The sequence below is a fragment of the Methylophilus sp. genome (genome assembly GCF_052173275.1).
Lineage (GTDB): Bacteria > Pseudomonadota > Gammaproteobacteria > Burkholderiales > Methylophilaceae > Methylophilus.
This window is the reverse complement of record NZ_JBQMUL010000002.1, coordinates 799,720-824,593: the sequence shown is the minus strand read 5'-3', so window position 1 is coordinate 824,593 and position 24,874 is coordinate 799,720. Positions and strand designations below refer to the sequence as shown.

The window sequence follows — 24,874 nt, the reverse complement described above, 5'->3', positions numbered from 1 at the left end:
CCATGTTGAGTAACGCAGACAAAAAGCGCTTGGGTGACTGGATGCTGTCTAAGGGCATGATCACGACAGACCAGCTGGAGATCGCCTTGATAGAGCAGCGTGAAAGCCGCTTGTTACTTGGCCAGCAGCTAGTACGGCTGCATTTTGTGACGGATGCCATGATCAGGGATGTGTTGGCCCAGCATCATGCGCAGGAAAGTATCGATTTGCAGCAAGTGATCCCGGACCCTGAAGTGCTGGCCATGGTGCCTGAGGCGTTTGCCAAACAACATCGTGTGTTGCCATTGGATTTTTCTGCCGATCAAAAAGTGTTGCGGGTCGCCATGGCGGAGATGAATCGCGTGGCAGTGCTAGATCAGTTGCGTTATTTACTGGGCCGCGAAGTACAACTGAAATCAGTGCTGGCTACCGAGACGCATATCGAGCAGGCGCTGGATAGATGTTATGGGCATCACTTGCTGCTGGATGCGATCTTGAATGAAATAGAACAGGAAACCGTGCATGCCCAGGGGCTGACGCAACAGGATACGCGGCCCGTGATCCGCCTGGTCAATGCCATTCTGGTAGATGCCGTCAAGCAGGGTGCCTCGGATATCCATTTTGAGCCGGAGCAGGCATTTCTCAGGATACGCTACCGGATAGACGGCGTGTTGTGGCAAATCCGCAGCCTGCATGACCGCTATTGGCCTGCCATGTGTGTACGGCTCAAGATTTTGGCTGGAATGGATATTGCCGAGCAGCGCACGCCGCAGGATGGGCGGGTGAACCTGTTTTTATGTGGTAGCCAGATCGATTTCAGAGTTTCCAGCCATCCTACCTTGCATGGTGAAAATATCGTGCTGCGCGTCCTCGACAGGGATAAATCCATTACTCCTCTCGATGAGATGGGCTTGCGGCCACCGCAATTGCGGTTAGTTAAAAACATGCTGGAAAAGCCGGAAGGATTATTGATTGTGACCGGCCCGACCGGTAGCGGAAAAACCACCACGCTGTACTCTATGCTCGGGCATCTCAACCATCAGCATGTGAATATCATGACGCTGGAAGACCCGGTGGAATATCCGCATATGCTGATGCGACAGACATCGGTGAACGAAGCTAACAAAGTAGATTTTGTCAGCGGTATCAGGGCCATCTTGCGACAAGACCCCGACATTATCCTGATTGGCGAAGTACGCGATGAGCCCACTGCCGCCATGGCTATCCGCGCAGCCATGACCGGACACCTGGTCATGACCACCCTGCATACCAATCACGCGATTGCAGCTTTTGCACGGTTGCAGGATTTTGGTATCAGCCCGCAAATGATGGCGGGTAGCCTGGTCGGTGTGATCGCGCAACGCCTGCTGAGGCGGCTATGTGCACATTGCAAAATTCAAACTAAACCCGATGCCAGCACACAGGCATGCTTGCAAAGTTTGCACTTGAGCAATGCACCAGGCAGCATGACTTTATATGAGCCCGCTGGGTGCGAGCAGTGCCGCATGAGCGGCTACCGGGGGCGGTTAGCCATCATGGAGATTCTCACCATGCAGCCAGAACTGGATGAGATGCTGGCTAGCCAGCCTTCAACGCTGGCGTTACAGCAACAGGCGCGGTTGTATGGCTACACCACCCTGGCAGAAGAGGGGTTGCAACTCGTGCTGGCAGGAGAAACCAGCTTGCAGGAACTGCGCCGGGTCGTCGATATCAGTGCAATTCTGCACGGGCAGGCGGTATGAACAGTTACCGTTACACGGCGATTGATCATCATGGGCGACCACAACGCGGCACCCTGCAAGCGGCGAATGAACAGGCGCTGGAAGCATCCCTGCAACAGCAAGGGCTGGAATTGCTGACAGTGAAGATCGGGCAGCCCCAGGCCTGGTTGCAGCCGCGTATTCAGGCGCAACATCTGATTTTATTCTGTATCCAGATGGAGCAATTGCTGCAAGCAGGGGTGCCCCTGCTACAGGCATTGGAGGAGTTAGCCGGGCAGTGCGAGCACCGTTTAATGTCAGAGGCGGTGCGCAGCTTACACCATGAGCTGGAAGCAGGAAAGTTGCTATCACAAGCCTTGCATCTGCAACCACAGGTGTTTCCCGCATTGATCTGCCACCTGGTCGCCGCGGGCGAGCATACCGGGCAGTTGCCTGAGATATTTGGCCATCTGGCGCAGACACTGCAATGGCAGGCCGAGCTGATAGCGCAGACAAAGCGTGGGCTGACATATCCTGCATTATTGTGTGTGATGGTTAGTGTCGCCGCTGCCGTCATGCTCACTTTTCTGGTGCCGCAGATGGTGGGTTTTCTGCACAGTCTGGGCCAGGAGTTGCCGTGGTCTACCCGCATGCTGCTTGGCTTGTCTGACTGGGTGGTGGCTTATGGCGGCATCATGTTGGTGGTTTTGGTGCTGCTGGTGGCAGGGGTGCGATCCGCAATCAAGCGTTCGCCTGCCTGGGCCCTTTACTGGGATCAAAAACTGTTGCAATTGCCGGTCATCGGTCGCTTATGCCATCAGCTGGTATTAACCAGGCTATGTCGCTTTCTCGGGTTGATGTACCAAACCGGCATCCCGTTGCTACAAGCACTAGAGTGGTGCCAGCCCTTATTGCATAACCGTGCCATGGCGCAGGCTTTAAATCAGGTGCAGCAGCGGGTGCAGGCAGGTGAAGGCCTGGCGAGCAGCTTTGCTGCTAGCGGCTGCTTCCCCTCATTGCTGGTACGCATGATACGGGTGGGAGAAACCACTGGCGTGTTAGACCGGATGCTCGCGCAACAAGCCGCTTTCTATGACAGGGAGGTTCAGGCACAGATACAACTGTTGCTACGATTGCTGGAACCGTTGTTAACCATCGTGCTTGGCCTGATGCTGTTATTTTTGATGGCAGCCGTCATGCTACCGGTGTATGACAGTTTTTCGACACTGCGGTATTAATATGGTGCAACAGCAGCTTGTCATTCTGGTGACGCATGATCAATGGCGAGTGGTCCACTTCATGGGCTGGCGATATCACGCGCTACGTGTTTTCCCGGCTAATGTGGAGAATCAAGGTTTACTGCTGGAGTGGCTTAAACAAGCTACTGGTGCAAGCGTCTATTTCCTCACGGATATTGCCGATGAGCATTACCATGTTGAAGTATTGCCGCCTGTGCGTGGTACAGTCAGAAAACAGTTACTGACCCGCCGACTGGCTGTATGGCCATATGCACAAGGCCTGCACACCGTGCATAAAATCGGTAGCGTGCAAAGTGCCAATCAAGAGCAACTCTACCTGTTTTCAGCTATTCATTACCCGCCGTTGCGTGAGTGGTTACAGGCGTTGCAGCAGCAAACCATGCGTGTGCAAGGCGTGTATACCCAGGCTTTGTGTACCCCTTGCTGGGTTGCGCACTGGCAATCTGGGCATGCGCAGTGCCTGATCGCCTGGTTCGAAAGTCAGCAGCTTTCTATCCGCTACCTATGCCGATCAAAGTTACTTTTCAGCCGTCTGCTGACGCTAAAGCAAGATACATCCCTGGGCACGCGTATCAGCAGTGAGATTGCCCAGACCAGGTTATATTTAGTGAGCCAGAAATGGCTGCAGGAAGTCGAGCCAGTTCATTTGATCTGGTTGAGCGAAGATGCCGATCACAATGACTTTCACTTGGGGCCGCTGCCAACGGTCATTCAACAAACCAATCTCTCTTATGCAGAAGTACTGCGCCAGTCAGGATGGCAGCCTGTACCGGCGGGATTAAGTGTTATGGACTGGGCGGCTATCCAGGTATTGCGCCATAGCCGCCGACTGCCCAATTTTGCACCGGAAGCCTCTTTGCTTAACGCGCGTATCGCCAGCGCTAAACGCAATATTATCGCCGCCTGCATTTTAATGATTTGTTTGTGTGTCGTGGCAAACTGGATAAGCCAGCAGGCCTTGCAAAAAATGCAATCCGATATCCAGCGCACTAACGCTCAGTTGCATTTATGGCAGTCTGCGCAACCCGGTTTGGGGGTGCCCGAAGCGGATCTGCCACGTTTACAAATACTGTCGCAATCTGTGCAGGCTCTGGAAACCTCTGCGCGCCTTCCACATCGGGCCATGGCAATACTGCAATCTGTGATGGCAGGGCAGCCGGTGTGGCAAGTAAAGACGCTGGCATGGGAGTACGGGGTTGCTTCTGGCTTCACTGATGAGCCCAGGCATGAACATTCTGAACAGGCAGATAGCCTCTGGACGGAAACCATCACAATCAGGCTTGCCCGGCAGCAAGGCGTGATTTCTTCTGATACGCAGCAGGCATGGCAGTTGCTGCTGGAGAAGTTACGCCAGCACCCTGACATCCTTGAGCTAAAAGAAATCAGTGTTTCAGCCGAATCAGCTAGCCAGACACAAAAAGGCGATACGCGCCAATCACTTTCGCCTGATCATCAACCATCACTCACCATCAGGTTACGTCCATTGGAAAGTGCAGCATGATCACGAGCAGATATTGGCATGCCCTGCGCTGGTTTTTAGCCGCCTGGTTGCTGGTGAGCTTGCTGGGTTTCGCGTTACTGGGTTTTCATTCTTTAAGACAAATTGAAATCATGCGTGAATTAAAGCAACTGAAACAGCAGCTACATACTACCCGGCAGCAAGCCGCGCATAACGCAAGTTATCAGCCGGACGTGACTTTCTATCTTTTGCATCGCGCTCGCTGGCAACAGCTAGGAATCAACCGGCCAGCAGACCCGCAACAATGGACAGCTTCCTGGCTTGCACTACAGCAGCAATGGCATTTGTCACATATGCAGTACGACATTCAGCCGACTATCACCTGTGAAGGCGCGGCATGCGAACCATTCTGGCCAGGCAAACCGCTAGCCGGATTGTCGATGACAGTGACTACAGTGCAGATGCGCTGGACGGTTAACCATGAAGCAGATGTCCTGGATTGGTTGCAGCCATTGCAGCAAGCGTATACCGGGATGTTTTTGTTGCGTGGCTGTACATGGGCACTTGAGGAATCCACTGAGTTAATCGTAGCGCAATGCGAATTGCAATTGTTTAACTTTCCGCAGATGTTTCCCGCTTCATTAAACCCTACATGAGGCGGTCAATGAAATTCCAAGGGGGCATCATTGCCTGGATCATCTTGTTATTACTTTCCGGCATCGGTGGCGTGGTCTTGCAGGCTTCATTTCAGCATCAGCCCAGGCAAGCTGCCCTGCACAAAACCATGGCAGCACTGGCGCTGGCCCAACAGGCATTGCTGGCGTATGCCAATCAGCCCTTAGGCAGCACGCCGTGTGACATGAACTGCCCGCGTCCGGGTGATTTGCCTTGCCCGGATCGTAATAACGATGGCGATGCAGAATCCAGTTGCAGTAATACCGCCCGCGTGGGGCGTTTGCCATGGAAAACGCTGGGTTTGGGTGATATCCGGGATGGCAGTGGCGAGCGGTTATGGTATGCCGTTGCTGAACGCTATAAAAATAATCCCCGCAAATCGCCGTTAAATAGCGATACACCTGGTAGTTGGATTGTGCGATCTGCAGAAGGTGTTTCTTGGGATGCGACGCAAGGCAATGCTGTCGTTGCCGTCATCATTGCACCCATGCAACCACTGGTTCGCGAAGATGGCTGGGCGCAGCAACGCGATATCGCCAGCAGTGACTTAGCAAAGCATTATCTGGATGTTTCTGAGCTAGGCGACAATGCCAATGCGGTAGAAAATGCTGATGATGGGTTTGTGCAGGCCTCCGCTTCGGCTCATTTTAATGATGTGGTCTGGCCAGTCACTGCCACCACGATGCATCGCCATATGCAGCAACAGGTGCTTGCAGAATTAAAGCGCGCGTTACGGTGCACTCTTAATTCTTGCGTTAGTTTTCCATTGGCCGCGGCTGTCGCTGATAGCAGTTGCCTAGGTGCGGGTACTTTAAGCAGAGGGCAATGCTTACCAGCAACTTCCGGCTTGGGCAGGCTTCCTCTCGATGCTGGCGCACATTGGCCGTTGGCCGTGCAACATATACTGGATGGAGACGCCAGACACCATTGGTTCCAGCAAAATGGCTGGCGCGAACTGGTGTTTTATCAGCCAGGGTCGCTGCGGGCAACGCTGGTAGTTGCCGGCGAAAAACTGCCATTGCAAATGCGGACTACCGAAACAGAAAAAAGCAGCCTGGCAGCCTATCTGGAGGCAAGCACCTTACAAAAGCTGCAAATACCTGATGTGAACGCACTGGCCGTGCCCAGTAACGACAGTTTAGAGCGATAAGAGTTGTGATGATTTATCAAGCTGCCACCAATCTGCGACACAAGGTTTTCAATCCATATATGCATGGTTTCAGCTTGCTGGAGCTGGCCATTGCCATGGTAGTGCTCAGCCTGATGATGGGCTGGCTGATGACGCCCTTGCGGGTACAGCACAGCCTGCAAAAGTACCAGCAAACAGAGCAGCGGTTGCAAATGGCGCAGCAGGCATTGCTGGGGCACGCGGTGATTTATCATTATCTGCCATGCCCGGACACGGATAGTCCGCCCGATGGTTGGGAGAACGTGCTCCCTAACCAAAGCTGTGCCAGTGATGAAGGGATGCTGCCGTGGATGCAGCTCGGTCTGGTGGCCACCGATGCCTGGGGTCGTTATTTCCGCTATCGGGCAGACAGTACGTTTACGCACCATGCGCAATGGTTTTCTGTGACCGCCGCTGAGAAAGCCAGCAATATCCAGGTCACGGGTGATACTGGCTCTGCTACTAGCGTCTCCAGTAACCCGGCAGCCATCGTGCTTTCACATGGCGAAAACGGGCTGGGTGGCATACAATCCGTGTCTGGCGGGGTGAGCCACGCCATGAGCGCGCCTGTGCATACGGATGAACAGGAAAACGCAGATGGCGATCTTATGTTTGTCGACCAAGCCCAGCAGCAAACTGCGCATGCAGTTTTTGATGACAGGCTGATCATGCTGTCACCCAAAGTGCTGATCCAGCAAATGGTGCAAGCACAACGCCTGCCCTGAAACGGAATCCATACATTAGCTATGCAAGACAATCTATTGTTACGCTACAGTCGGCACATCATGCTGCCGCAAATCGAATATGCGGGTCAGGAAAAGCTGACGCAAAGTCACGCGCTGATTATCGGCGCTGGCGGGCTGGGTGCGCCGGTGGCCATGTATCTGGCAGCGGCAGGGGTGGGCACCTTGACCATTTGTGATTTTGACCAGGTGGATATGACCAATCTGCAACGTCAGATTATTCACACCACTGCTGCTGTCGGGCAGAATAAAGCGCTGTCAGCGCAAGCGACGATTGCGCAGCTCAACCCTGAAATCACGGTCAATACTGTGCTGACACGCATGAGCGAACAAGAAGCCTCGGAGCGCATTGCTGCCGCAGATGTAGTCATAGACTGCTCGGATAACTTTGCCACCCGCTACCTGCTGAATCAATTATGTTTTACCGCCAGGACACCACTGGTTTCCGGCGCTGCGATTGGGTTTGAAGGGCAACTGAGCGTGTTTGATTTCAGGCATGCCGAGTCACCCTGTTACCATTGCCTGTATCCCGACGTAGGTGATGATCAGGAATTGCGCTGTGCCGATAATGGCGTTTTCGCTCCCCTGGTAGGTATCGTTGGGTCCGCGCAGGCGGCAGAAGCGATTAAAGTATTATTGAATATCGGGCAGACCATGCAGGGCAGGTTGCTGTTGCTGGATGCGTTAAGCGCAGAATGGCGCACCATCAAATTATCCAAGGATCCCGCGTGTAAAATCTGCGGTCACTCCGTCTGATCAGGCGCCGGCGGCCATTCCGCCATTAACGCCTTCACCAGTTCGCCTATATCCCATTCACAGCCGCCACATCCGGTGAGCGCACCGGAATAGCGCGAAATGGCGTCCAGATCTTTGCCTTGCCTGACCATGTCCTGAATCATACCGCGCGTGGTGCCACTGCAACTGCACATCACTTCATTGGGCGATTCTTGGTTTTCTTCAAGCATGCGTATGTATTCAGGTAAAACCGCATTTTACTGCCAGCAGCCACACCATGCCAGTGTCGGTTGATCTACAAGCGCTTGCCGCAAACCTGAAACCCCGTTAGCATCGTTAGCAATATCCCTGTTTAAGGCCATGTCATGAGTAAAGGCGTTCGATTATCCGAGAAATGGTACAACCGTGCTTTATGGATGGTAGCCATTATATTTGCCTGGTTTCTCACCGGCCTTGGCAAAAATATCATAGGCGATTTGCCACGGGTAGAGGCCAGCTACACCACAGAACATTTTGTCGATCACCGCAAAATCGACCCGCTGCGTAGCGAGCTTAAAGTATTGGCCAGACAGCACCAGACCTTGATTGATCAACTAGAGCAGGTCAACCTGCAACTGATCATCCGGCAAAAAGATTACCAGGCCGCACGTGCCACTTTCGATAACTGGGTATCCACCCGCGATGTCACCGACCAGGTGGATGACCTGGTCGGCCGCACGCGGACATTGGATACCTTGAAAAAATTGGAGCGTGATGCTGAAAAAGCCATAGAAGATATCCAGCAGAAACAGACGGATATTTCGCAGCACGAAGCCCAGTTGCTGGCGCAAGTGAACATATTGGAAGATATCGCGCGTCAGCGCTATGACGAGGCGTATGAAGATCAGGCCATACGTGTATTTTTATACCGTTTATTGCTGACCTTGCCTTTGCTGGCAGCGGCTGCATGGTTGTTTGCCCATAAAAGAAAATCCCAGTACTGGCCGTTTGTCTGGGGTTTTATTCTGTTTGCTTTGCTGGCATTTTTTGTTGAATTAGTGCCTTATTTGCCGGATTATGGCGGCTATGTGCGGTATATTGTCGGCATCCTGCTCACGGTAGTGGGTGGTAAATATGCCATTGCTGCATTGCAAAACTACCTGGAACAGCAAAAACTGGCGGAATCGCAGCCTGAGTTCAAACGGCGGGAGAAGTTGGCCTATGACACAGCGCTGGCACGCCTGGCCAAAAATGTATGCCCGGGTTGCGAGCGCAATGTGGACCTGAAAAACGAAAGCAATGATTTTTGTACGCATTGTGGCATTTGCCTGCACAACTATTGCAGCGCCTGCCAGTCCCGCAAGAATGCGTTCGCAAAGTTCTGCCACAAGTGCGGTGCTGTGGCTTGACACCTAGTCAGTAAAATACCGTGACCCAAAGCCGGGCCACGGTATTGCAAGCCAAAAAGCTGTTTGATCAGAACACTACTTCAATTTTGCAAGTTGCGCCTGTAGTTTTTCCAGATTGGCGCTGAACTCTGCCAGCCGGGCTTTTTCCTGCTCAACCACTGCTGCCGGGGCGCGGGCGACAAAACTCTCGTTGCCCAGTTTGCTATCCGCTTTGGTGATTTCGCCTTGCAGGCGGGCGATTTCCTTGCCTAAGCGCTCTTTCTCGGCAGCGACATCAATCTCTACCTTCAGCATCAGCCTGAAATCTGCTGCCAGCATCACTGGTGCATCGGCTTCTGGCAATTCAGCCACAATCGCTACATTTTCCAGTTTGGCCAGTGATTTGAGGTAAGGCGCAAAGGTCGCCAGCTGCCCGGCATCACCCGCGGCAATCAACGGCACTTTCGCCGCAGGCGAAATGCTCATTTCGCCACGCAGGCTGCGGCAGGCTTCTACCGCGGTTTTCAGCGTGGCCACCCAGGCTTCGGCTTCTTCATCAATCTTTTCCAGATCAGCCTTGGGGTAAGCCTGCAACATAATGCTTTCCGTGCCGCGTGACTTGTCTTTCAATTCTGTCATCGGTGCCACGGTCTGCCAGATTTCTTCAGTCACGAAGGGGATGATAGGGTGCGCCAGGCGCAAAATGGTTTCCAGTACGCGCAACAGGGTGCGGCGGGTGGCGCGTTGTTCGGCTTCGCTGCCGCCCTGAATCTGTACTTTTGCAATCTCCAGATACCAGTCGCAATACTGGTCCCAGACAAACTCATAAATCGCCTTGGCCGCCAGGTCAAAGCGGTAGTCGTTAAACGCACGCTCCACTTCAGCTTCGGTGCGTTGTAACAGGCTCACGATCCAGCGGTCTGCCTGGCTGAATTTACGGCCACCATCGTCGCAACTTTCCACGCCAAAACCGTTGTCGTGGCCTTCGGTGTTCATCAATACAAAGCGTGTCGCGTTCCATAATTTGTTACAGAAGTTGCGGTAACCTTCGCAGCGTTGCAGGTCAAATTTGATATCGCGTCCTGGTGAAGCCAGGCTGGCAAAGGTAAAGCGGAGTGCATCGGTGCCATAAGCCGCAATCCCTTCGGGGAATTCCTTACGCGTACGCTTCTCGATTTTTTCGGCATCTTTGGGGTTCATCAGGCCGGTGGTGCGTTTGCTTACCAGCGATTCCAGGTCTATGCCGTCGATCAGATCTATCGGGTCCAGCACGTTGCCTTTGGACTTGGACATCTTCTGGCCTTCGGCATCGCGGATCAGGCCGTGCACATACACGTGCTTGAATGGGATCTTGCCGGTGATGTGCTTGGTCATCATCACCATGCGCGCCACCCAGAAGAAGATAATATCAAAACCAGTCACCAGCACTGACGATGGCAAAAATTGCTGTAAAGCCTGATTCTGTGCGTCGATCGCTTCGTCACCGGTCCAGTCCAGTGTCGAGAATGGCCATAGCGCAGATGAGTACCAGGTATCCAGTACATCATTGTCACGGGTCAGTGCGCCACTGTAACCATCTTTTGCCGCCAGTGATTTAGCTTCTGTTTCATCATGGGCGACATAGACTTTGCCATCATCGCTATACCAGGCCGGAATCTGGTGACCCCACCATAACTGGCGTGAGATACACCAATCCTGGATATTGTTCAGCCACTGGTTGTAGGTATTCACCCAGTTTTCCGGGTAAAACTTGATTTCACCATTGGCCACTACTTCCAGGGCTTTTTCAGTGATGCTCTTGCCGTCTTCACCTGGCTTGCTCATCGCGACAAACCACTGGTCAGTCAGCATAGGCTCGATCACCACGTTGGTGCGGTCACCACGCGGCACTTTCAATTTGTGTTTTTCGACTTTCACCAGGAAACCGCCAGCTTCCAGATCAGCGACCACCTGTTTGCGGGCAGCAAAACGTTCCAGGCCGACCAGGTTGGCAGGCAAGGTGATCGGTGATTTGCTGCTGCCATCGGCGGCATAGACTTCAGCTGACTCTGGCACAAAACCTTGCAGGTTCAGGATCACGATTTTGTCCAAGCCCTGGCGCTGGCCGACCATATTGTCGTTAAAGTCGTGCGCAGGGGTGACTTTCACCACGCCAGTGCCGAATTCTTTATCTACATATTCATCGGCGATCACCGGGATTTCACGGCTGCACAATGGCAATGAAACGCGCGTGCCTATCAGGTGCGTATAGCGCTCATCTTCCGGGTTCACCATCACTGCCACGTCACCGAGCATGGTTTCCGGGCGGGTCGTTGCGACAGTCAATGTACCGGAGCCATCGGCAAGCGGGTAGTTGATATGCCACATGGAACCGTCTTCTTCTTCCTGCACCACTTCGAGGTCAGACACGGCGGTACCCAGCTTCACATCCCAGTTGACCAAGCGTTTGCCGCGGTAGATCAGGCCTTCGTTGAACAGGCGCACAAAGGTCTCGGTCACCACTTTATTGAGGCCGGCGTCCATGGTGAAGCGCTCACGGCTCCAGTCTGGCGAAGTGCCCAAACGGCGCATTTGCTGCGTGATGGTGCCGCCGGAATACTCTTTCCACTCCCATACTTTTTCCAGGAACTTTTCGCGGCCTAAATCATGGCGGCTGACCCCTTGAGCGTCGAGCTGGCGTTCTACCACGATCTGCGTGGCGATACCGGCATGGTCTGTGCCTGGTTGCCACAGGGTGTTGTCGCCGCGCATGCGGTGATAACGGGTCAGCGCATCCATAATGGTCTGGTTGAAACCATGGCCCATATGCAGGGTGCCGGTGACGTTAGGAGGCGGCAGCAGAATACAGAAGTTGTCTTTGACTTCGGGGTTCATGCCAGCGGCATAAAAGCCTTTGCTTTCCCAAAACGCATACCACTGGCTTTCAATGGTTTTTGGGTCAAAAGATTTGGCGAGTTCGCGTGCGGTGTTGGAATTTTGTGTTGGGGTCGTCATACGCCTGATTTTACCATAGGCCAGTGTGCGCTTTGATGCCTGAGCAAGTCTTTGCCACAGATTCTATTGCGTAATCAATGTAAAGCATTCAGCCGCTGTCATATCTGCAATCGGCAGACAATGCTAATATGCAACACTCATTCTTTAACCTGGGTGCATGCAGTGGGGGTATTTGACATGGATATTATGTGGATTTGGTGTGGTGTAGGCCTGATTTTACTGTGTCTGGAAATGCTGTCCGGCACCATGTACCTACTGTGGCCAGGTTTGGCCGCGCTGGCCATGGCCTTGCTGGCCTGGTTATTACCTGCGTTTAGCCCGGCGTGGCAAATCTTCATGTATGCGATTTTTTCCGTGTTAGCGGTGGCCATCTGGCGCAAGCGCGAAAAAACCCAACCTACACCGCGGGTAGGGCAAGCGCAGGGCGAAGAAATCGGCCGCCAGGGGACTATCGTCCAGGCCGTCAGCCCAGCACAGCCGGGGCTGATCCGATTTAGCCAGGGTGTGATGGGCAGTAAAGAATGGTCAGCCGTGGCTGATGTCGAGATCGCGCTGAATCAAGCCGCGAGGATCGTGGCGGTAGAAGGCAATAGCGTACGCGTGACCCCAGTTTAAAAGGCGAGCAAAGCATTTAAAAACATCGTCTTATTCACGAGTTGCCAGGGTATCAGCAACTCAAACATTTGTTAATTGAAGGAGTACACATGGAAATCAGCATCATCGTGTTGATACTGGCAATCATTGCCATCGTCAAAGGCGTTCGTATCGTGCCGCAGGGGGAAGAATGGGTGGTTGAACGCCTGGGTAAATTTGCCGGGATCATCAGCCCGGGGTTGCATGTGATCAATCCGGTATTGAGCAGAGTCAGCTACAAAGTCACTACTAAAGACATTATCCTGGATATTCCTGAACAGGAAGTGATCACCCGTGATAATGCGGTGATTCTGGCCAACGCGGTCGCCTTTATCAAGGTTTCCAATATTGAACGCGCGGTTTATGGTATTGAGAATTTCAGGGAAGCGATGCGCAATATGGTGCAAACCAATCTGCGCTCTATCATTGGCGGTATGGATCTCAACCATGCACTCACCTCGCGCGACCGCATCAAGACTGAATTGAAGATCGCTATCGCCGACGAAGCACTTGATTGGGGCCTGACGGTAAAAAGTGTAGAAATTCAGGACATTAAGCCTTCTGCCAATATGCAGCACGCCATGGAACAACAAGCCAGTGCCGAGCGTGAACGTGTTGCCGTGGTCACACGTGCCGAAGGTGAGAAACAATCACTGATCCTGAACGCTGAAGCACGCCTGGAAGCGGCGCGCAAAGATGCAGAAGCGCAAATGGTAGCGGCCAATGCATCAGCAGAGTCCATCAAAATGATTTCGGAAGCAGTCAAAGAAAATAATTCTTCCGCGACCTTTTTGCTGGGTGATCGTTATATCCAGTCATTGCAGAAGATCAGCAGTTCAAACAACAGCAAGATCGTGGTGCTGCCAGGTGATGTGGTCAGTGCCGTTAAGAACCTGGTTGGCGGCAAGTAACTCCCCACCTCCTGGTTGTCAGCTTTATCGCAAACGCGGCAAATTTACACAGTTTGCCGCGTTTTTTGTTTCTATTGTCGTCGCCCGATTTTTAATCGTTGCCCAGTGCTAGTACAACTGGCATATTTCCTGCATCTCACTGCTTAAAACCATCATTTCCAGAGGGGTCGCAGTGGCAATTCGCGTGGCGTTACATCACCGCACCAGTTATACCTTTGACCGCCTGGTCAATCTTTCTCCTCATGAAGTCCGCCTGAAGCCAGCCGCCCATGCGCGCACGCCTGTATTGGCCTATTCGCTGACGGTGACACCTGAGAAACATTTTATCAACTGGCAGCAAGACCCTTACGGCAATTACATTGCGCGCTGTGTATTCCCCGAAATGGTGCGCGCGCTCGACTTTACGGTCGATTTGGTGGCGGATATGACGGTCATCAACCCGTTTGATTTTTTTGTTGAGAAATATGCCGAGCAATATCCATTTAATTACACCGAACAACAGGCGTTTGAACTGACGGCCTATTTGCAGCCGGATGACCTTGGTTTTTTACTGCAAAACTGGATAGATAAAATACGCGGCCAGGTGATTCAGCCTGGCATGGGCATCGTTGATTTCCTGATGGGCGTGAACCAGTGTCTGCAAAGCGAGATCGGTTATACGGTACGCCTGGAGCCGGGCATTCAAACGCCGGAGGAGACCTTGCAAAAGCTGACAGGCTCATGTCGTGATACGGCCTGGTTGCTGGTGCAGGTCATGCGCCATCTGGGGCTGGCAGCAAGGTTTGTTTCCGGCTACCTGATCCAGCTTAAAGCCGATGTCGCCGCGCTGGATGGCCCAAGCGGCACAGCCCAGGATTTTACCGATCTGCATGCCTGGACTGAAGTATTTATTCCCGGTGCCGGCTGGGTGGGGCTGGACCCGACTTCCGGCCTGATGGCTGGTGAAGGCCATATTCCACTGGCCTGTACTGCTTTGCCCTCATCGGCTGCGCCGGTGGTGGGGTTTACCGATGTGGCGGGAGTCACCTTTAAACATGAAATGACGGTGACGCGTATCCACGAAGACCCGCGCGTGACCAAACCCTATAGCGAAAACGACTGGCAGGCTATTGTCAAACTCGGTGACGAGGTCGATGAGCAACTGCTGGCGATGGATGTGCGGCTGACGCATGGCGGTGAGCCTACCTTTGTCTCAATTGATGATATGGATGGTGCGCAGTGGAATACGCTGGCACTCGGTGATCATAAGCGGGCCCTGGCGGGCAAGCTGGCGCTGCGCCTGAAATCACAAGTTGCCGCTAATGGCTTTTTGCATTACGGGCAGGGCAAATGGTATCCTGGCGAAGCCTTGCCGCGCTGGGCGATCAATATTTACTGGCGTCCGGATGGTAAACCGGTCTGGCATGATGCCAGCCTGTTCTCAGCCGAAGGCGCCGATGACGGTTACACGCTGGTGCAAGCGCAGGCGTTCACCAATCACCTGGCGGATATGCTGGGTTTTCCGCAGGCCTGTGTGATCCCGGCCTATGAAGATGCGCTGGCGCTCACCCTGCAGGAGCAGCAGTTACCGGACAATGTTGATCCGCTGCAAGTGGATTTGAAAGACAGCGCTGAGCGCAAACGCCTCGCTCAATTGTTGAATCAGGGCCTGGGTTCAGTGGTCGGCTTTATCATGCCGCTGAAGCCAGACGAAAAGCGCAAAGCCGGCGAGTGGCTGACCAGCAAGTGGCCGTTGCGACGCGAGCATCTATACCTGCTGGCGGGCGATTCGCCCATGGGCTTGCGCCTGCCGTTGGCGTCGCTGCCCTGGCAACTGCCTGCCGATATTGAACCTGATTTTCCGCTAGACCCCTTTGAGCAGATGCCTGCACTTGGCGCAGCCACGGCGCCTATCGTTCGCCTCAAACATAAAACGGTACAGCCCTCGGCACGTGAGGTCATTCACACTGCTTTATGCGTGCAGGTGCGCAAGGGTCGGTTGTATGTCTTTATGCCGCCGGTGACGCGACTGGAAGACTATCTCGATTTGTTGAATGCTCTGGAGCAGACCGCCAGCGATTTAAAACTCAAATTGTGGCTGGAAGGCTATACGCCGCCACGCGATAGCCGGCTCAGGCTGCTAAGTGTGACGCCTGACCCAGGCGTGATCGAAGTGAATATTCATCCATCCCGAACCTGGCAGGAGCTGGTGACCAATGTCAGCATGCTGTATGAAGAAGCGCGGCAATGCCGCCTGGGCACTGAAAAATTCATGCTCGATGGCCGCCACACCGGCACAGGCGGGGGCAATCACGTCACGCTGGGCGGCGAGACGGCAGCGGATAGCCCTTTGCTACGCCGTCCGGATGTGCTGCGCAGCCTGATCACTTACTGGCAACATCATCCGGCCTTGTCTTACCTGTTTTCAGGGACATTCATCGGCCCTACCAGTCAGGCACCGCGTGTGGACGAAGCACGCGACGACAATCTGTATGAGCTGGGCATCGCTTTCCAGCAAATGGAAAAAGTCGTCCCCGCCGGTAAAGAGAGCAAACAACCGTGGCTGGTGGACCGGTTGTTGCGGCACTTGCTGGTGGATCTCACCGGCAATACACACCGGGCCGAGTTTTCCATTGATAAGTTGTATTCACCCGATGGCCCCACCGGGCGGCTGGGGCTGGTTGAATTCCGCGCGTTTGAAATGCCGCCGCATGCCAGGATGAGTTTGCTGCAAAGCCTGCTTTTGCGTGCACTGGTGGCGCGCTTCTGGAAGCAGCCTTACACCGGCAAACTGGTGCACTGGGGTACCGAGTTACATGACCGCTGGATGCTACCGCAATTTATCGCGCAGGACATGGCCGATGTGGTGAATGATTTACGCGTAGCTGGTTACGCTTTCGAGCAGCGCTGGTTTGAGCCGTTTATCGAATTCCGCTTTCCGCGCTATGGCACAGTGGCGTATCACGGCATTGAAATGGAGTTACGGCAAGCGATTGAACCATGGAACGTGCTGGGTGAAGAAGTCTCGGCAGGCGGCACCGCGCGTTATGTGGATTCGTCCGTCGAGCGCATGCAATTACGCGTGCGTGGCCTGACCGAAGGGCGCTATACAGTGACCTGCAACGGGCGCCCGCTGCCCTTGCAGCCCACCGGCGTAGCAGGCGAGTATGTCGCCGGCGTGCGTTTCCGTGCCTGGCATCCCTGGTCTGCGCTGCACCCGACCATAGATGTACAGGCGCCACTGGTGTTTGACCTTGTGGATACCTGGAGCAATCAGTCACTTGGCGGCTGTACTTACCATGTCTCGCATCCGGGCGGGCGCAATTACAATACCTTTCCGGTTAACGCCAATGAGGCGGAGGCTCGACGGTTTGCCCGTTTCTGGGCGCATGGACATACGCCTGGTCATATAGATGTGGTCAAAGAACCGCCGAACCCGCGTTTTCCGTTTACACTGGATCTGCGCTGGCAGGCCAGTTAGGAACCTACTGCGACACTCACTCCTCTATGATGAGTACACTAACGAATGTGTTTTATTTTAATCAACGGATTTCTTATATAGATCATCAGCATGCAACCAGTGCTCAACCAGCTCTATTTTTCTGACCGCTACAACGAACTGCTGGATAGCAACGGGCAGTTGCGTCCGCATTGGCAGGCGCTGGTGGCGCAGCTGGAGTCAGAAGCGCCCACCGCGATGCGCCAACGGCAGGAGGCGGTGCAGCGCCAGGTGCGTGATAATGGCGTCACTTACAATGTATATGCCGACACGCATGGTGTGCAGCGGCCGTGGGACCTGGATGTATTGCCGCTGATCATTGCGCAGGATGAATGGCAACATATCGCTGCTTCAGTCGCGCAACGTGCTACTTTGCTGAATAAAGTATTGCTGGATGTTTATGGCGAGCAACGCTTGCTGGAAAGTGGCCAACTGCCACCAGCACTGGTTTATGGCCACAGTGGTTTTTTACCGACCTGTGTCGGTATCCCGCATTACGATAACATCGCCCTGCATAGTTACGCCGCCGATATTGCGCGTGCGCCTAACGGCCAGTGGTGGGTGGTGACTGACCGTACGCAAGCACCGACTGGTGCTGGCTATGCGCTCGAAAACCGTACCATTATCTCCAGTGCTTTTCCCGAGCTGTTCCGCGACCTGAATATCGAGCGCCTGAGCGGTTTTTTTGCCAGCATGCGTGACAGCCTGGCGCAGTGGGGCCATAGAGTGGCGGAGAACCAGGCACTCACCGTGCCTGAAATCACCCCTTTGGGCGCGGGAGAGCCGCCACTGGTGGTGATCCTGACGCCAGGGCCATATAACGAGACCTACCATGAGCAGTCTTTCCTGGCCGGTTATCTCGGCTATCCGCTGGTACACGGCAGCGACCTGACCGTACGTAATGGCGTGGTCTGGTTAAAAACGGTAGCAGGGCTCAAGCCGATTCATGCCATCCTCCGCCGTATCGATGATGACTATTGTGACCCGCTGGAATTGAATGCCGAGTCACTGTTGGGCGTGGCCGGGCTCGCGCAAGTGGCGCGGCTGGGCAATGTGCTGATCGCCAATGCCCTGGGTTCCAACCTGTTGCAATCCGGTGCGTTACTGGGCTTTTTGCCCAAGCTTTGCCAATCGCTACTGGGCGAAGAGTTACGCATGCCTTCGGTTGCTACCTGGTGGTGCGGCGAGCCTGCGGCGCTGGATTATGTGATCAACAACCTGGATTACCTGGTGATACATCCGGCCTATCCGCAGGTGCAATCATCACCAGTGTTTGGTGAAGACTTAAACGCGGAGCAGAAAGAAGCACTCATCGCCAGGTTGCGCGCACAACCAGATCACTATATCGCGCAGGAACAATTGGATATTTCGCATGCCCCGGTGCTGGTCAATCACCCGCAACCGCAGATCAGTTCGCTGGCGGTGAGTTTAAGGGTATATGCATTTGCCACACCGAATGGCTATGCGATTATGCCGGGCGGTTTGTCGCGCGTAGCCAGCGGAAAAGATGCGCGTGAGGTGACCATGCAGCGTGGCGGAACCAGTAAAGATACCTGGGTATTATCCAATGATAATCAGCCGCCGGTCAGCCTGTTGCGAAAAACCAGTTCCAGCCATGACCTGGTGCGTGAGAACACTTATCTTTCCAGCCGCATGGCAGAAAACCTGTTCTGGTATGGCCGCTATTGCGTACGCAACCTGCAAAAAGCCATTATGTTGCGGGCAACCATACGCGCACTGGTGGAATACACTCCGGACACCCGCGCCGGTGAGTGGGCCACCATGCAGGGCTTGTGCCAATGGTTTGATTTATTACCCACGGCCAAAGACGAAGAAGCTTTGGCGCCCTGGCAGCCATGGACGGATGATGACATTGCGCCTTTGCTGATACAGGCGGTTTTCTCGCAGCAATCTGCCAGCCTCGCCACCAGCGTGCAGCAATTGTTCCAGCAGGCATTCAATCTGCGTGAGCGGATTTCCAATGACCACTGGCGCACGGTGAATACGCTGTCACGCCAGTTTATTACCCGTCACCAGCAGCCGACTTTGCAAGAGGCCATGGCATCGATTGAAGTGGCGATTAATCATTTTGTGACCCTGACCGGTTTTGCAATGGACTGGATGACGCGCGACCTGGGCTGGCGCTTTATGTCACTCGGCCGCCGCATCGAGCGATTGCAGTTTATGTGTGTGCTGCTCAGCCGGGCGCTGACGATGCCGGAGCAAAGCAACCTGGAGTGGTTGTTGCAAGTGACCAATAACCTGGTGACTTACCGTGCGCGTTATGCGGCGCAGCCGGAGTGGTTGCCGGTGCTGGATTTATTATTGATGGATGAGAATAATCCGAATGCCATCGTGTTCCAGATCAAAGGCCTGTTGAAATACCTGGAAGACATGGACGCTCAGGATCATGCGGGTGGCATGGCCGTTGCGCTGGGAGATTGCTGGCAAGCCTTGCTGCAGCTTGATGCGGACCAGTGCTTTCATGCCGGCAACCTGACGCTGGCTGACTGGCTGAATCGAACTTACAATGTGACGCAGTCGTTGTCAGACCGGTTGAGTTTGCGCTTTTTCAGCTATACCAGCCCGCACGCGACGCCTGGTTACTAAGAGGGAGTTTAAGAGGCTGACATGCGTTATCAAGTCGAACATCGTACCATTTATAACTATGATATTGCTGTGATTCAGTCACAGCAGTTGTTGCATATGATGCCGCGCGAAACGCCTTATCAGCAAAGTGTTTCTTATACGTTGGTCTGTGAACCACAACCAGCCGAACAATCGCGCCGTCTGGATTTTTTTGACAACCATAATGATTACGTCACTATCCTGATCCCGCACCAGTCACTGCAAGTCACCTCGCGTTTTCAGGTAGATGTGTTGCCACGCCCGACCATGCTGACATTCACCGATAGCCCGGCCTGGGAGCAGGTGCAAGCGACCTTGCAGTCGCAAGGGACTCAGCATATTGAAGCGATGCGCTATATATATTCCACCGTGAAAGTAAAAAGCAGCGAGGCGCTGGCCGATTTTGCCCGTAGCTGTTTTACGGCGCAACGGCCATTGCTTGAAGCGGCCATGGCGCTGACACAACAGATCTACCAGGAGTTTGAATTCGACCCGCAGGCGACAGATGTGGCAACGCCGCTGGACGATGTGCTCAAAGGCAAACGCGGTGTTTGCCAGGATTTCGCCCACCTCATGATAGGCGCGATGCGTTCACTGGGGCTTTCTTGCCGCTATGTGAGTGGTTACATACTGACCCACCCGCCCGCAGGCCAGCCACGTCTGGTGGGCGCAGATGCTTCGCATGCCTGGGTGTCGGTATATTGCCCGGTGTATGGCTGGGTAGATTTTGACCCGACCAATAATTGCCTGGTCCAGCACGAACATATCACGGTGGCCTGGGGCCGCGATTTCGGCGATGTTTCGCCCATGCGCGGCGTGGTACTGGGTGGCGGGCAGCAACAGCTGGATGTCAGCGTCACTGTCACGCCTCTCGAATACGCGCTGACTTAAAAGCTATTTCTGCAATGAGCATTCCGTTTCCTGGTATGTTTTCACAGCATAAAAATGATGCAAACAGGTATGCTGGATTGATCTCCGCCATCATTGATACACGCGGATGCCTTGCGCATTTTTTTTGGAGCTAAACAAAGCAAGTGGTTGTTTAGTATGTTTTTTATTGCGACTGGCATAAGCCAGGCAGGCAATCACGCTAAAATAGCAGATTGAATTTTTAAGACTTGCTGAGACTGCGACGTGATTAAAGCTGCAATTTTTGACATGGACGGTCTGTTGATCGACTCCGAACGCATCATTATGCAGGGCTGCATCCAGGCTGCCGCCACCATAGGCATCACCTACACGCAGGCGGAATATGTAGAACTGGTCGGGCGCGTCTGGTCGGATTCCACCCGTTTAATGACCCAGCAACTGGGCAGTGAGGAAAACTTTCAGCATGTGATGCAGGGGCTGAATACCTATCTGGATACCTGCAACCACGTGTTTCCGCTCAAGCCGGGTGCGCACAAATTGCTGCAGTTTTACCAGGCGCAAGGCATTATCTGCAGTGTTGCGTCGTCCTCGCCGATTCCGCATATCACCCATCGTTTAAGCCATACCGGCGTGCTGGATTATTTCAGCCATGTCACCAGCGGGCAGGAAGTCAGCCGCGGCAAACCCAACCCGGATATTTATTTGCTGGCATTACAAAAGCTGGGCTTGCAGGCAGATGAATGTATTGCGTTTGAGGATAGCGAATTAGGGGCACAGGCGGCGATTGCTGCCGGATTACGCGTGGTGGTGGTGCCCGATTTAAGACAGCCCAGTGATCTGGTGCGCACGCATGCGCATCAGGTGGTGGACAGTCTGGAGCACTGGCTGCAACAGCATCCCTCGCTGGCAGGTTGCATTATCTAGCGCGCTTACTTTGGTTTTAATAGCCAGCTCTTTTCCAGCGCCGGGTATTGCCCTTTTAAACCCGTCGGCATGATCTCTTCAGCCAGCAGGGTAATGCTGTAAATCTCCCCATAATGCGCGCTGATCTCATCGGCGCTGACATTGAATGGCGGCCCGGCTAGCAAAGATTGGTCGTAATGAAAGCTGATCAATAGCTGGGGTGCACTATGGGTGATATTGATCAGGTGCTTGCTATAAGTGACGCGCAAGTCTGGCGGCAACGCGATTAGTGCGGCCCTGTCGTATACGGCATTGATCTCCCCCAGCAACGCCTGCTCCAGTGCAAAAAAATCACCTTGAAAAACATCAATCGTTACTGCATGTGGAGTCACCGCGTGATAATGCCGCAACTCGCCGGACTGCGTGATGGTGGCTGTCAACCCTAACTCGGCAAACAAACTATCTACTGCCAGCTGGTTTAACTCTGCCCCTGCCACGTGTATGCCTTGAGATAACAGCCAATGGATATCCAGCGTTTTACCGCACAACGGAATAAATACGCGTTGGCCAGGCGTTAACGCAAGTGCCTGAAAATGCGCAGCTAACAGCGGGTTCACTGATTTCAGGTGAAAGCCGATTTGCTGGTTCTGCCAGCGCTGATGCCAGAAATTGTGGTCGGGTTCCATTGCTTACACACATTGATTAAATGGCGCCTAGTATAAAGCAGCCGCCACCCGCACGCAGGCAGTTTATTTATGATTGGTGTGGCTCAGTTTCGCCTGCGCTTCCAATACGCCTTCTTCAACACCTGCAGCTTCGGTCAGTTTTGCCACGTTATCGCGGGTAAAAAATCCGTTAAACCCGTTATAGCGCTGTACATATTCAATGATCAGCGACGAATGTTCAGATGCATTGGAAAATATCTGTTTCAGGCCTTCTTCCTTGGAGCCTATCACATCCAGCAAGAAGCCTTTGCCTTGCGCGGCAATCGCATTCACCACGAATTCGATATTCTCCAGGCCGTCACGCGAGCCGTCTTTCACTGACAGCGCGACATGGTGCAAGCGCGGCCCGTAGTTACGCACAAAGGTTTCGGTGGGAGAAGGCAGCTTTTCCAGATGGTTAACGAAGTAGGGCGTATTGTTGGCAGTAAACACTTTGGCCGGACTTTTGGTTTCGGAGAATCCGTGCACGCTCTTGGTCACATTGGTAGAAGAGTTCTGGTCCCAAATATTATAAGCGCCCCAGAAGTAATAGCTGGACCAGGACAGGTATTCAAGAATCGCGACTTCCCGGTTCTGGCTATAGACGCGGGTAGCCAAGTGGTCGACCGGCAAAATGAGGTCATCCACGCGCAGTTTGGCTTGCAGGTTCTTTGCCTCACTATAAGTCGCGTGTACATCTGCGCGTATGGTGCTGATGCCCAATGCATACACGCGCAGCTCGCCCGGCTCACGTTTCATGTAGCCGATAATGTTGTGGGTGTATGGCGACGGTTTGCTGATTGCGACATTGCCTGGCAATTCCAGTTTGCGCACTTCATCCTGGGTAAAGAAACGGAACTCGCGTTCTTCCTGTAGCTTGACCACTTCATGCATATTGGTCACGCGGATGATTTCACCCATATAACGGCTATTGGGCTTGCGCGCGCCAACCGGGTAGATTTCATTCAGTGAGCGGAAAATGCCGCGAAAGTTGGGGTCTTTGACTTCACGCACCAGCAGGTCCGGTGAATCCAGGTCTATGCGCATCACATGCGTCCAGTGCTGCTCACTCTCCAGCGTCACCAGGTAGTGATATGAAGTCATCAGCGACAGTTCAGCGATATATTGAATCGAATGGTCGGGATCTACCGTGATCATCAGGGCGTCGATTTCCTGAATCATATCGGTCAGGCCGAGTTGATCACGTTCTTCCAGTAATTTTTGCAGATACTCCTCAAAAAAAGCGGAATTCTGTTTATCGCCATGGCGGGCAAACTGGAAGGAGTTAAGCGTAGAAGGCGTATTCATAGGCGTTTTACCAAGTTATGCATACCGTTATTAAGCAAAGCTTGTACCTATGACTGAATATTGGATAGATAGTGCAAAAAAGTCATTTTTGGGGCTGAATTCGTAGTTATCAATCAAAGTCTTGCCAGGAAAAGAAAACAGGGCACTTTAAAGTGCCCTGTTTTAGTGCCACGTAATGCCAGAAACTGGCGCGTAGTGATTGAATTAGCGCGGTTTCAACGAACCGCGACGCAGGATAGGGTCGTCAAACGCAATGCAGCGCCCCACGCCTAAAAAGCTAGGCCGCATGCCCGAGGGGCAACCATTGCTACGCTCGAACTGTTCCACTTTCACCTTTGCCACTTCAGCTTTCTTGGCGTCTTTAAATTCCCAATAGCCGTTGGCGTGCAATACCACTTCATCCCCTTCGGCTGTTTTGGCGTGTATATCGTCTGCCTCTTCTTTGGCGGCGAAAGCCATTGTTGGTAGAAGCAAACAAACAAAAATAAGCGTATACAAACGAGACATTAATTCAGTCTTTCTATAAGTTTTTTACTAGGTCATGCAATGGTCCTAGAGCGTTGAGTCGAGACCAAAGGAGGCGCTGAGTGAGTATATGTAGTTATATAATGAAATACTTTATCAGAAGTCTATCGGGCATTAAGTAGTTATTTTCAGCTTTTTATTTAGTGATATTATTTTAGAGTCAAAAAAACAAAAATTGAGAGGGTGGAGATGCAGAAAGTCGTGATCAGCGCGTTAACATTTATTATTCTATCTTGGGGGGTAAATGCTAATGCGATTACTATGACTTTTGAGGGGTTATATCAAAACAACGATGAATCTACTTTTTTAGAGGGTGCTTATGAAGAGGCTGGTTTTACTCTCACGGCTTCAAATCCCACACCCTATAGTTTTGGTACTGCAGGAGACTTGAATGCCCGTTTTGGGGGCAGTACAGCTATTGCCACTTATAACTATGGATATATGGCACTTGAAAATAGCTCAGGTGACAAATTCAGTTTGTTATCTTTGGATGTTGCACCAGTTTCATTAGGTGCAAATGATCCATATGGGAATCGTATTGTTGGAGAGTTATATCAGGCAACGATATATGGACTTCGTGTAGATGGTAGTATCGTGAGTCAAGTTATCACATTGCCAAATGCCACATCTGCAAATGTACTTACTCTAGTGAATGTTATCGGATTTACAGAGTTAACACGCGTAGAGATACATAGTTATGCTCTACCTGGGATTCAGATTGACAATCTCGTATTGAATGCCGTATCAAGTGTGCCTGAACCAGAAAGCATAAGTTTATTTTTATTTGGAATAGGCTTATTAATTGGTGCGCGTCGGATTCGTTAGATAGCACTTT

The 24,874-nt window shown here is 53.0% G+C and carries 20 protein-coding genes; 15 read left to right on the top strand and 5 right to left on the bottom strand.

Annotated elements, in window-relative coordinates:
* Positions 1 to 2 precede the first annotated feature (2 nt).
* The 7 genes from ACTS9Y_RS05490 to ACTS9Y_RS05460 are packed head-to-tail and all read left to right on the top strand — an operon-like array spanning position 3 to position 7,739.
* Positions 3 to 1,721 carry a GspE/PulE family protein gene (locus ACTS9Y_RS05490; protein WP_442584972.1) on the top strand — a complete coding sequence of 573 codons (1,719 nt, stop codon included), beginning with the start codon at positions 3 to 5 and terminating at the stop codon, positions 1,719 to 1,721.
* Complete coding sequence (locus ACTS9Y_RS05485) at positions 1,718 to 2,917, top strand: type II secretion system F family protein (RefSeq protein ID WP_442584970.1); 1,200 nt, start codon at positions 1,718 to 1,720, stop codon at positions 2,915 to 2,917. The genes ACTS9Y_RS05490 and ACTS9Y_RS05485 overlap by 4 nt, the downstream gene beginning before the upstream one ends.
* Positions 2,889 to 4,439 (top strand): hypothetical protein, encoded by a 1,551-nt coding sequence (locus ACTS9Y_RS05480; RefSeq protein WP_442584969.1) that lies wholly within the window; start codon positions 2,889 to 2,891, stop codon positions 4,437 to 4,439. The genes ACTS9Y_RS05485 and ACTS9Y_RS05480 overlap by 29 nt, the downstream gene beginning before the upstream one ends.
* Positions 4,436 to 5,053: a hypothetical protein gene (locus ACTS9Y_RS05475; protein WP_442584968.1), complete on the top strand. Its 618-nt coding sequence runs from the start codon at positions 4,436 to 4,438 to the stop codon at positions 5,051 to 5,053. Before ACTS9Y_RS05480 ends, ACTS9Y_RS05475 begins: the two co-directional genes overlap by 4 nt.
* A gap of 8 nt (positions 5,054 to 5,061) precedes the next feature.
* Entirely contained in the window at positions 5,062 to 6,222 is a 1,161-nt protein-coding gene (locus tag ACTS9Y_RS05470; protein ID WP_442584967.1) for a hypothetical protein, read from the top strand.
* A gap of 8 nt (positions 6,223 to 6,230) precedes the next feature.
* Positions 6,231 to 6,965 (top strand): type II secretion system protein, encoded by a 735-nt coding sequence (locus ACTS9Y_RS05465; protein WP_442584966.1) that lies wholly within the window; start codon positions 6,231 to 6,233, stop codon positions 6,963 to 6,965.
* A gap of 21 nt (positions 6,966 to 6,986) precedes the next feature.
* On the top strand, positions 6,987 to 7,739 hold the full coding sequence (locus ACTS9Y_RS05460; protein ID WP_442584965.1) for a HesA/MoeB/ThiF family protein: 753 nt from the start codon (positions 6,987 to 6,989) through the stop codon (positions 7,737 to 7,739).
* Here ACTS9Y_RS05460 and ACTS9Y_RS05455 read toward each other — a convergent pair.
* Positions 7,727 to 7,948, bottom strand: a complete 222-nt coding sequence (locus ACTS9Y_RS05455) for a (2Fe-2S)-binding protein (protein ID WP_442584964.1) — start codon at positions 7,946 to 7,948, stop codon at positions 7,727 to 7,729. The genes ACTS9Y_RS05460 and ACTS9Y_RS05455 overlap by 13 nt on opposite strands.
* 135 nt (positions 7,949 to 8,083) lie before the next feature.
* On the opposite strand from ACTS9Y_RS05455, the gene ACTS9Y_RS05450 reads away from it, so the two are divergent.
* Positions 8,084 to 9,106 carry a serine endopeptidase gene (locus ACTS9Y_RS05450; protein WP_442584963.1) on the top strand — a complete coding sequence of 341 codons (1,023 nt, stop codon included), beginning with the start codon at positions 8,084 to 8,086 and terminating at the stop codon, positions 9,104 to 9,106.
* Positions 9,107 to 9,181: 75 nt separating this feature from the next.
* Here ACTS9Y_RS05450 and ACTS9Y_RS05445 read toward each other — a convergent pair whose 3' ends face one another.
* On the bottom strand, positions 9,182 to 12,079 hold the full coding sequence (locus ACTS9Y_RS05445) for a valine--tRNA ligase (RefSeq protein WP_442584962.1): 2,898 nt from the start codon (positions 12,077 to 12,079) through the stop codon (positions 9,182 to 9,184).
* A 177-nt stretch (positions 12,080 to 12,256) separates the two neighbouring features.
* Here ACTS9Y_RS05445 and ACTS9Y_RS05440 point away from each other — a divergent pair, with 177 nt between their 5' ends.
* From ACTS9Y_RS05440 to ACTS9Y_RS05415, 6 genes are all read left to right on the top strand, one after another.
* Positions 12,257 to 12,694 (top strand): NfeD family protein, encoded by a 438-nt coding sequence (locus ACTS9Y_RS05440; protein ID WP_442584961.1) that lies wholly within the window; start codon positions 12,257 to 12,259, stop codon positions 12,692 to 12,694.
* 89 nt (positions 12,695 to 12,783) lie between these two features.
* Positions 12,784 to 13,623, top strand: a complete 840-nt coding sequence (locus ACTS9Y_RS05435) for an SPFH domain-containing protein (protein ID WP_442584960.1) — start codon at positions 12,784 to 12,786, stop codon at positions 13,621 to 13,623.
* Between the two features lie 172 nt (positions 13,624 to 13,795).
* Positions 13,796 to 17,083: a transglutaminase family protein gene (locus ACTS9Y_RS05430; RefSeq protein WP_442584959.1), complete on the top strand. Its 3,288-nt coding sequence runs from the start codon at positions 13,796 to 13,798 to the stop codon at positions 17,081 to 17,083.
* A gap of 90 nt (positions 17,084 to 17,173) precedes the next feature.
* Positions 17,174 to 19,711 carry a circularly permuted type 2 ATP-grasp protein gene (locus ACTS9Y_RS05425; RefSeq protein WP_442584958.1) on the top strand — a complete coding sequence of 846 codons (2,538 nt, stop codon included), beginning with the start codon at positions 17,174 to 17,176 and terminating at the stop codon, positions 19,709 to 19,711.
* A gap of 21 nt (positions 19,712 to 19,732) precedes the next feature.
* Positions 19,733 to 20,620 (top strand): transglutaminase family protein, encoded by an 888-nt coding sequence (locus tag ACTS9Y_RS05420; protein WP_442584957.1) that lies wholly within the window; start codon positions 19,733 to 19,735, stop codon positions 20,618 to 20,620.
* 243 nt (positions 20,621 to 20,863) lie between these two features.
* Positions 20,864 to 21,523 (top strand): HAD family hydrolase, encoded by a 660-nt coding sequence (locus ACTS9Y_RS05415; RefSeq protein WP_442584956.1) that lies wholly within the window; start codon positions 20,864 to 20,866, stop codon positions 21,521 to 21,523.
* Between the two features lie 5 nt (positions 21,524 to 21,528).
* Here ACTS9Y_RS05415 and tmpT read toward each other — a convergent pair whose 3' ends face one another.
* The 3 genes from tmpT to ACTS9Y_RS05400 form a co-directional block, all read right to left on the bottom strand.
* Positions 21,529 to 22,188 (bottom strand): thiopurine S-methyltransferase, encoded by a 660-nt coding sequence (tmpT, locus tag ACTS9Y_RS05410; RefSeq protein ID WP_442584955.1) that lies wholly within the window; start codon positions 22,186 to 22,188, stop codon positions 21,529 to 21,531.
* Between the two features lie 63 nt (positions 22,189 to 22,251).
* The gene (locus tag ACTS9Y_RS05405) at positions 22,252 to 23,514 is read right to left on the bottom strand and encodes a hypothetical protein (protein ID WP_442584954.1); all 1,263 of its coding nucleotides are present in this window, start codon (positions 23,512 to 23,514) and stop codon (positions 22,252 to 22,254) included.
* 204 nt (positions 23,515 to 23,718) lie between these two features.
* Positions 23,719 to 24,021: a hypothetical protein gene (locus tag ACTS9Y_RS05400; protein WP_442584953.1), complete on the bottom strand. Its 303-nt coding sequence runs from the start codon at positions 24,019 to 24,021 to the stop codon at positions 23,719 to 23,721.
* A 207-nt stretch (positions 24,022 to 24,228) separates the two neighbouring features.
* Between ACTS9Y_RS05400 and ACTS9Y_RS05395 the strand changes: the two genes are divergently transcribed.
* The gene (locus ACTS9Y_RS05395) at positions 24,229 to 24,864 is read left to right on the top strand and encodes a PEP-CTERM sorting domain-containing protein (protein ID WP_442584952.1); all 636 of its coding nucleotides are present in this window, start codon (positions 24,229 to 24,231) and stop codon (positions 24,862 to 24,864) included.
* The last annotated feature ends 10 nt before the right edge of the window (positions 24,865 to 24,874 follow it).

Coding starts and splice junctions, on each gene's coding strand:
- ACTS9Y_RS05490 (WP_442584972.1), top strand. CDS start 3: ATGTTGAGTAACGCAGACAAAAAGCGCTTGGGTGACTGGATGCTGTCT.
- ACTS9Y_RS05485 (WP_442584970.1), top strand. CDS start 1,718: ATGAACAGTTACCGTTACACGGCGATTGATCATCATGGGCGACCACAA.
- ACTS9Y_RS05480 (WP_442584969.1), top strand. CDS start 2,889: ATGACAGTTTTTCGACACTGCGGTATTAATATGGTGCAACAGCAGCTT.
- ACTS9Y_RS05475 (WP_442584968.1), top strand. CDS start 4,436: ATGATCACGAGCAGATATTGGCATGCCCTGCGCTGGTTTTTAGCCGCC.
- ACTS9Y_RS05470 (WP_442584967.1), top strand. CDS start 5,062: ATGAAATTCCAAGGGGGCATCATTGCCTGGATCATCTTGTTATTACTT.
- ACTS9Y_RS05465 (WP_442584966.1), top strand. CDS start 6,231: ATGATTTATCAAGCTGCCACCAATCTGCGACACAAGGTTTTCAATCCA.
- ACTS9Y_RS05460 (WP_442584965.1), top strand. CDS start 6,987: ATGCAAGACAATCTATTGTTACGCTACAGTCGGCACATCATGCTGCCG.
- ACTS9Y_RS05455 (WP_442584964.1), bottom strand. CDS start 7,948: ATGCTTGAAGAAAACCAAGAATCGCCCAATGAAGTGATGTGCAGTTGC.
- ACTS9Y_RS05450 (WP_442584963.1), top strand. CDS start 8,084: ATGAGTAAAGGCGTTCGATTATCCGAGAAATGGTACAACCGTGCTTTA.
- ACTS9Y_RS05445 (WP_442584962.1), bottom strand. CDS start 12,079: ATGACGACCCCAACACAAAATTCCAACACCGCACGCGAACTCGCCAAA.
- ACTS9Y_RS05440 (WP_442584961.1), top strand. CDS start 12,257: ATGGATATTATGTGGATTTGGTGTGGTGTAGGCCTGATTTTACTGTGT.
- ACTS9Y_RS05435 (WP_442584960.1), top strand. CDS start 12,784: ATGGAAATCAGCATCATCGTGTTGATACTGGCAATCATTGCCATCGTC.
- ACTS9Y_RS05425 (WP_442584958.1), top strand. CDS start 17,174: ATGCAACCAGTGCTCAACCAGCTCTATTTTTCTGACCGCTACAACGAA.
- ACTS9Y_RS05420 (WP_442584957.1), top strand. CDS start 19,733: ATGCGTTATCAAGTCGAACATCGTACCATTTATAACTATGATATTGCT.
- tmpT (WP_442584955.1), bottom strand. CDS start 22,188: ATGGAACCCGACCACAATTTCTGGCATCAGCGCTGGCAGAACCAGCAA.
- ACTS9Y_RS05405 (WP_442584954.1), bottom strand. CDS start 23,514: ATGAATACGCCTTCTACGCTTAACTCCTTCCAGTTTGCCCGCCATGGC.
- ACTS9Y_RS05400 (WP_442584953.1), bottom strand. CDS start 24,021: ATGTCTCGTTTGTATACGCTTATTTTTGTTTGTTTGCTTCTACCAACA.
- ACTS9Y_RS05395 (WP_442584952.1), top strand. CDS start 24,229: ATGCAGAAAGTCGTGATCAGCGCGTTAACATTTATTATTCTATCTTGG.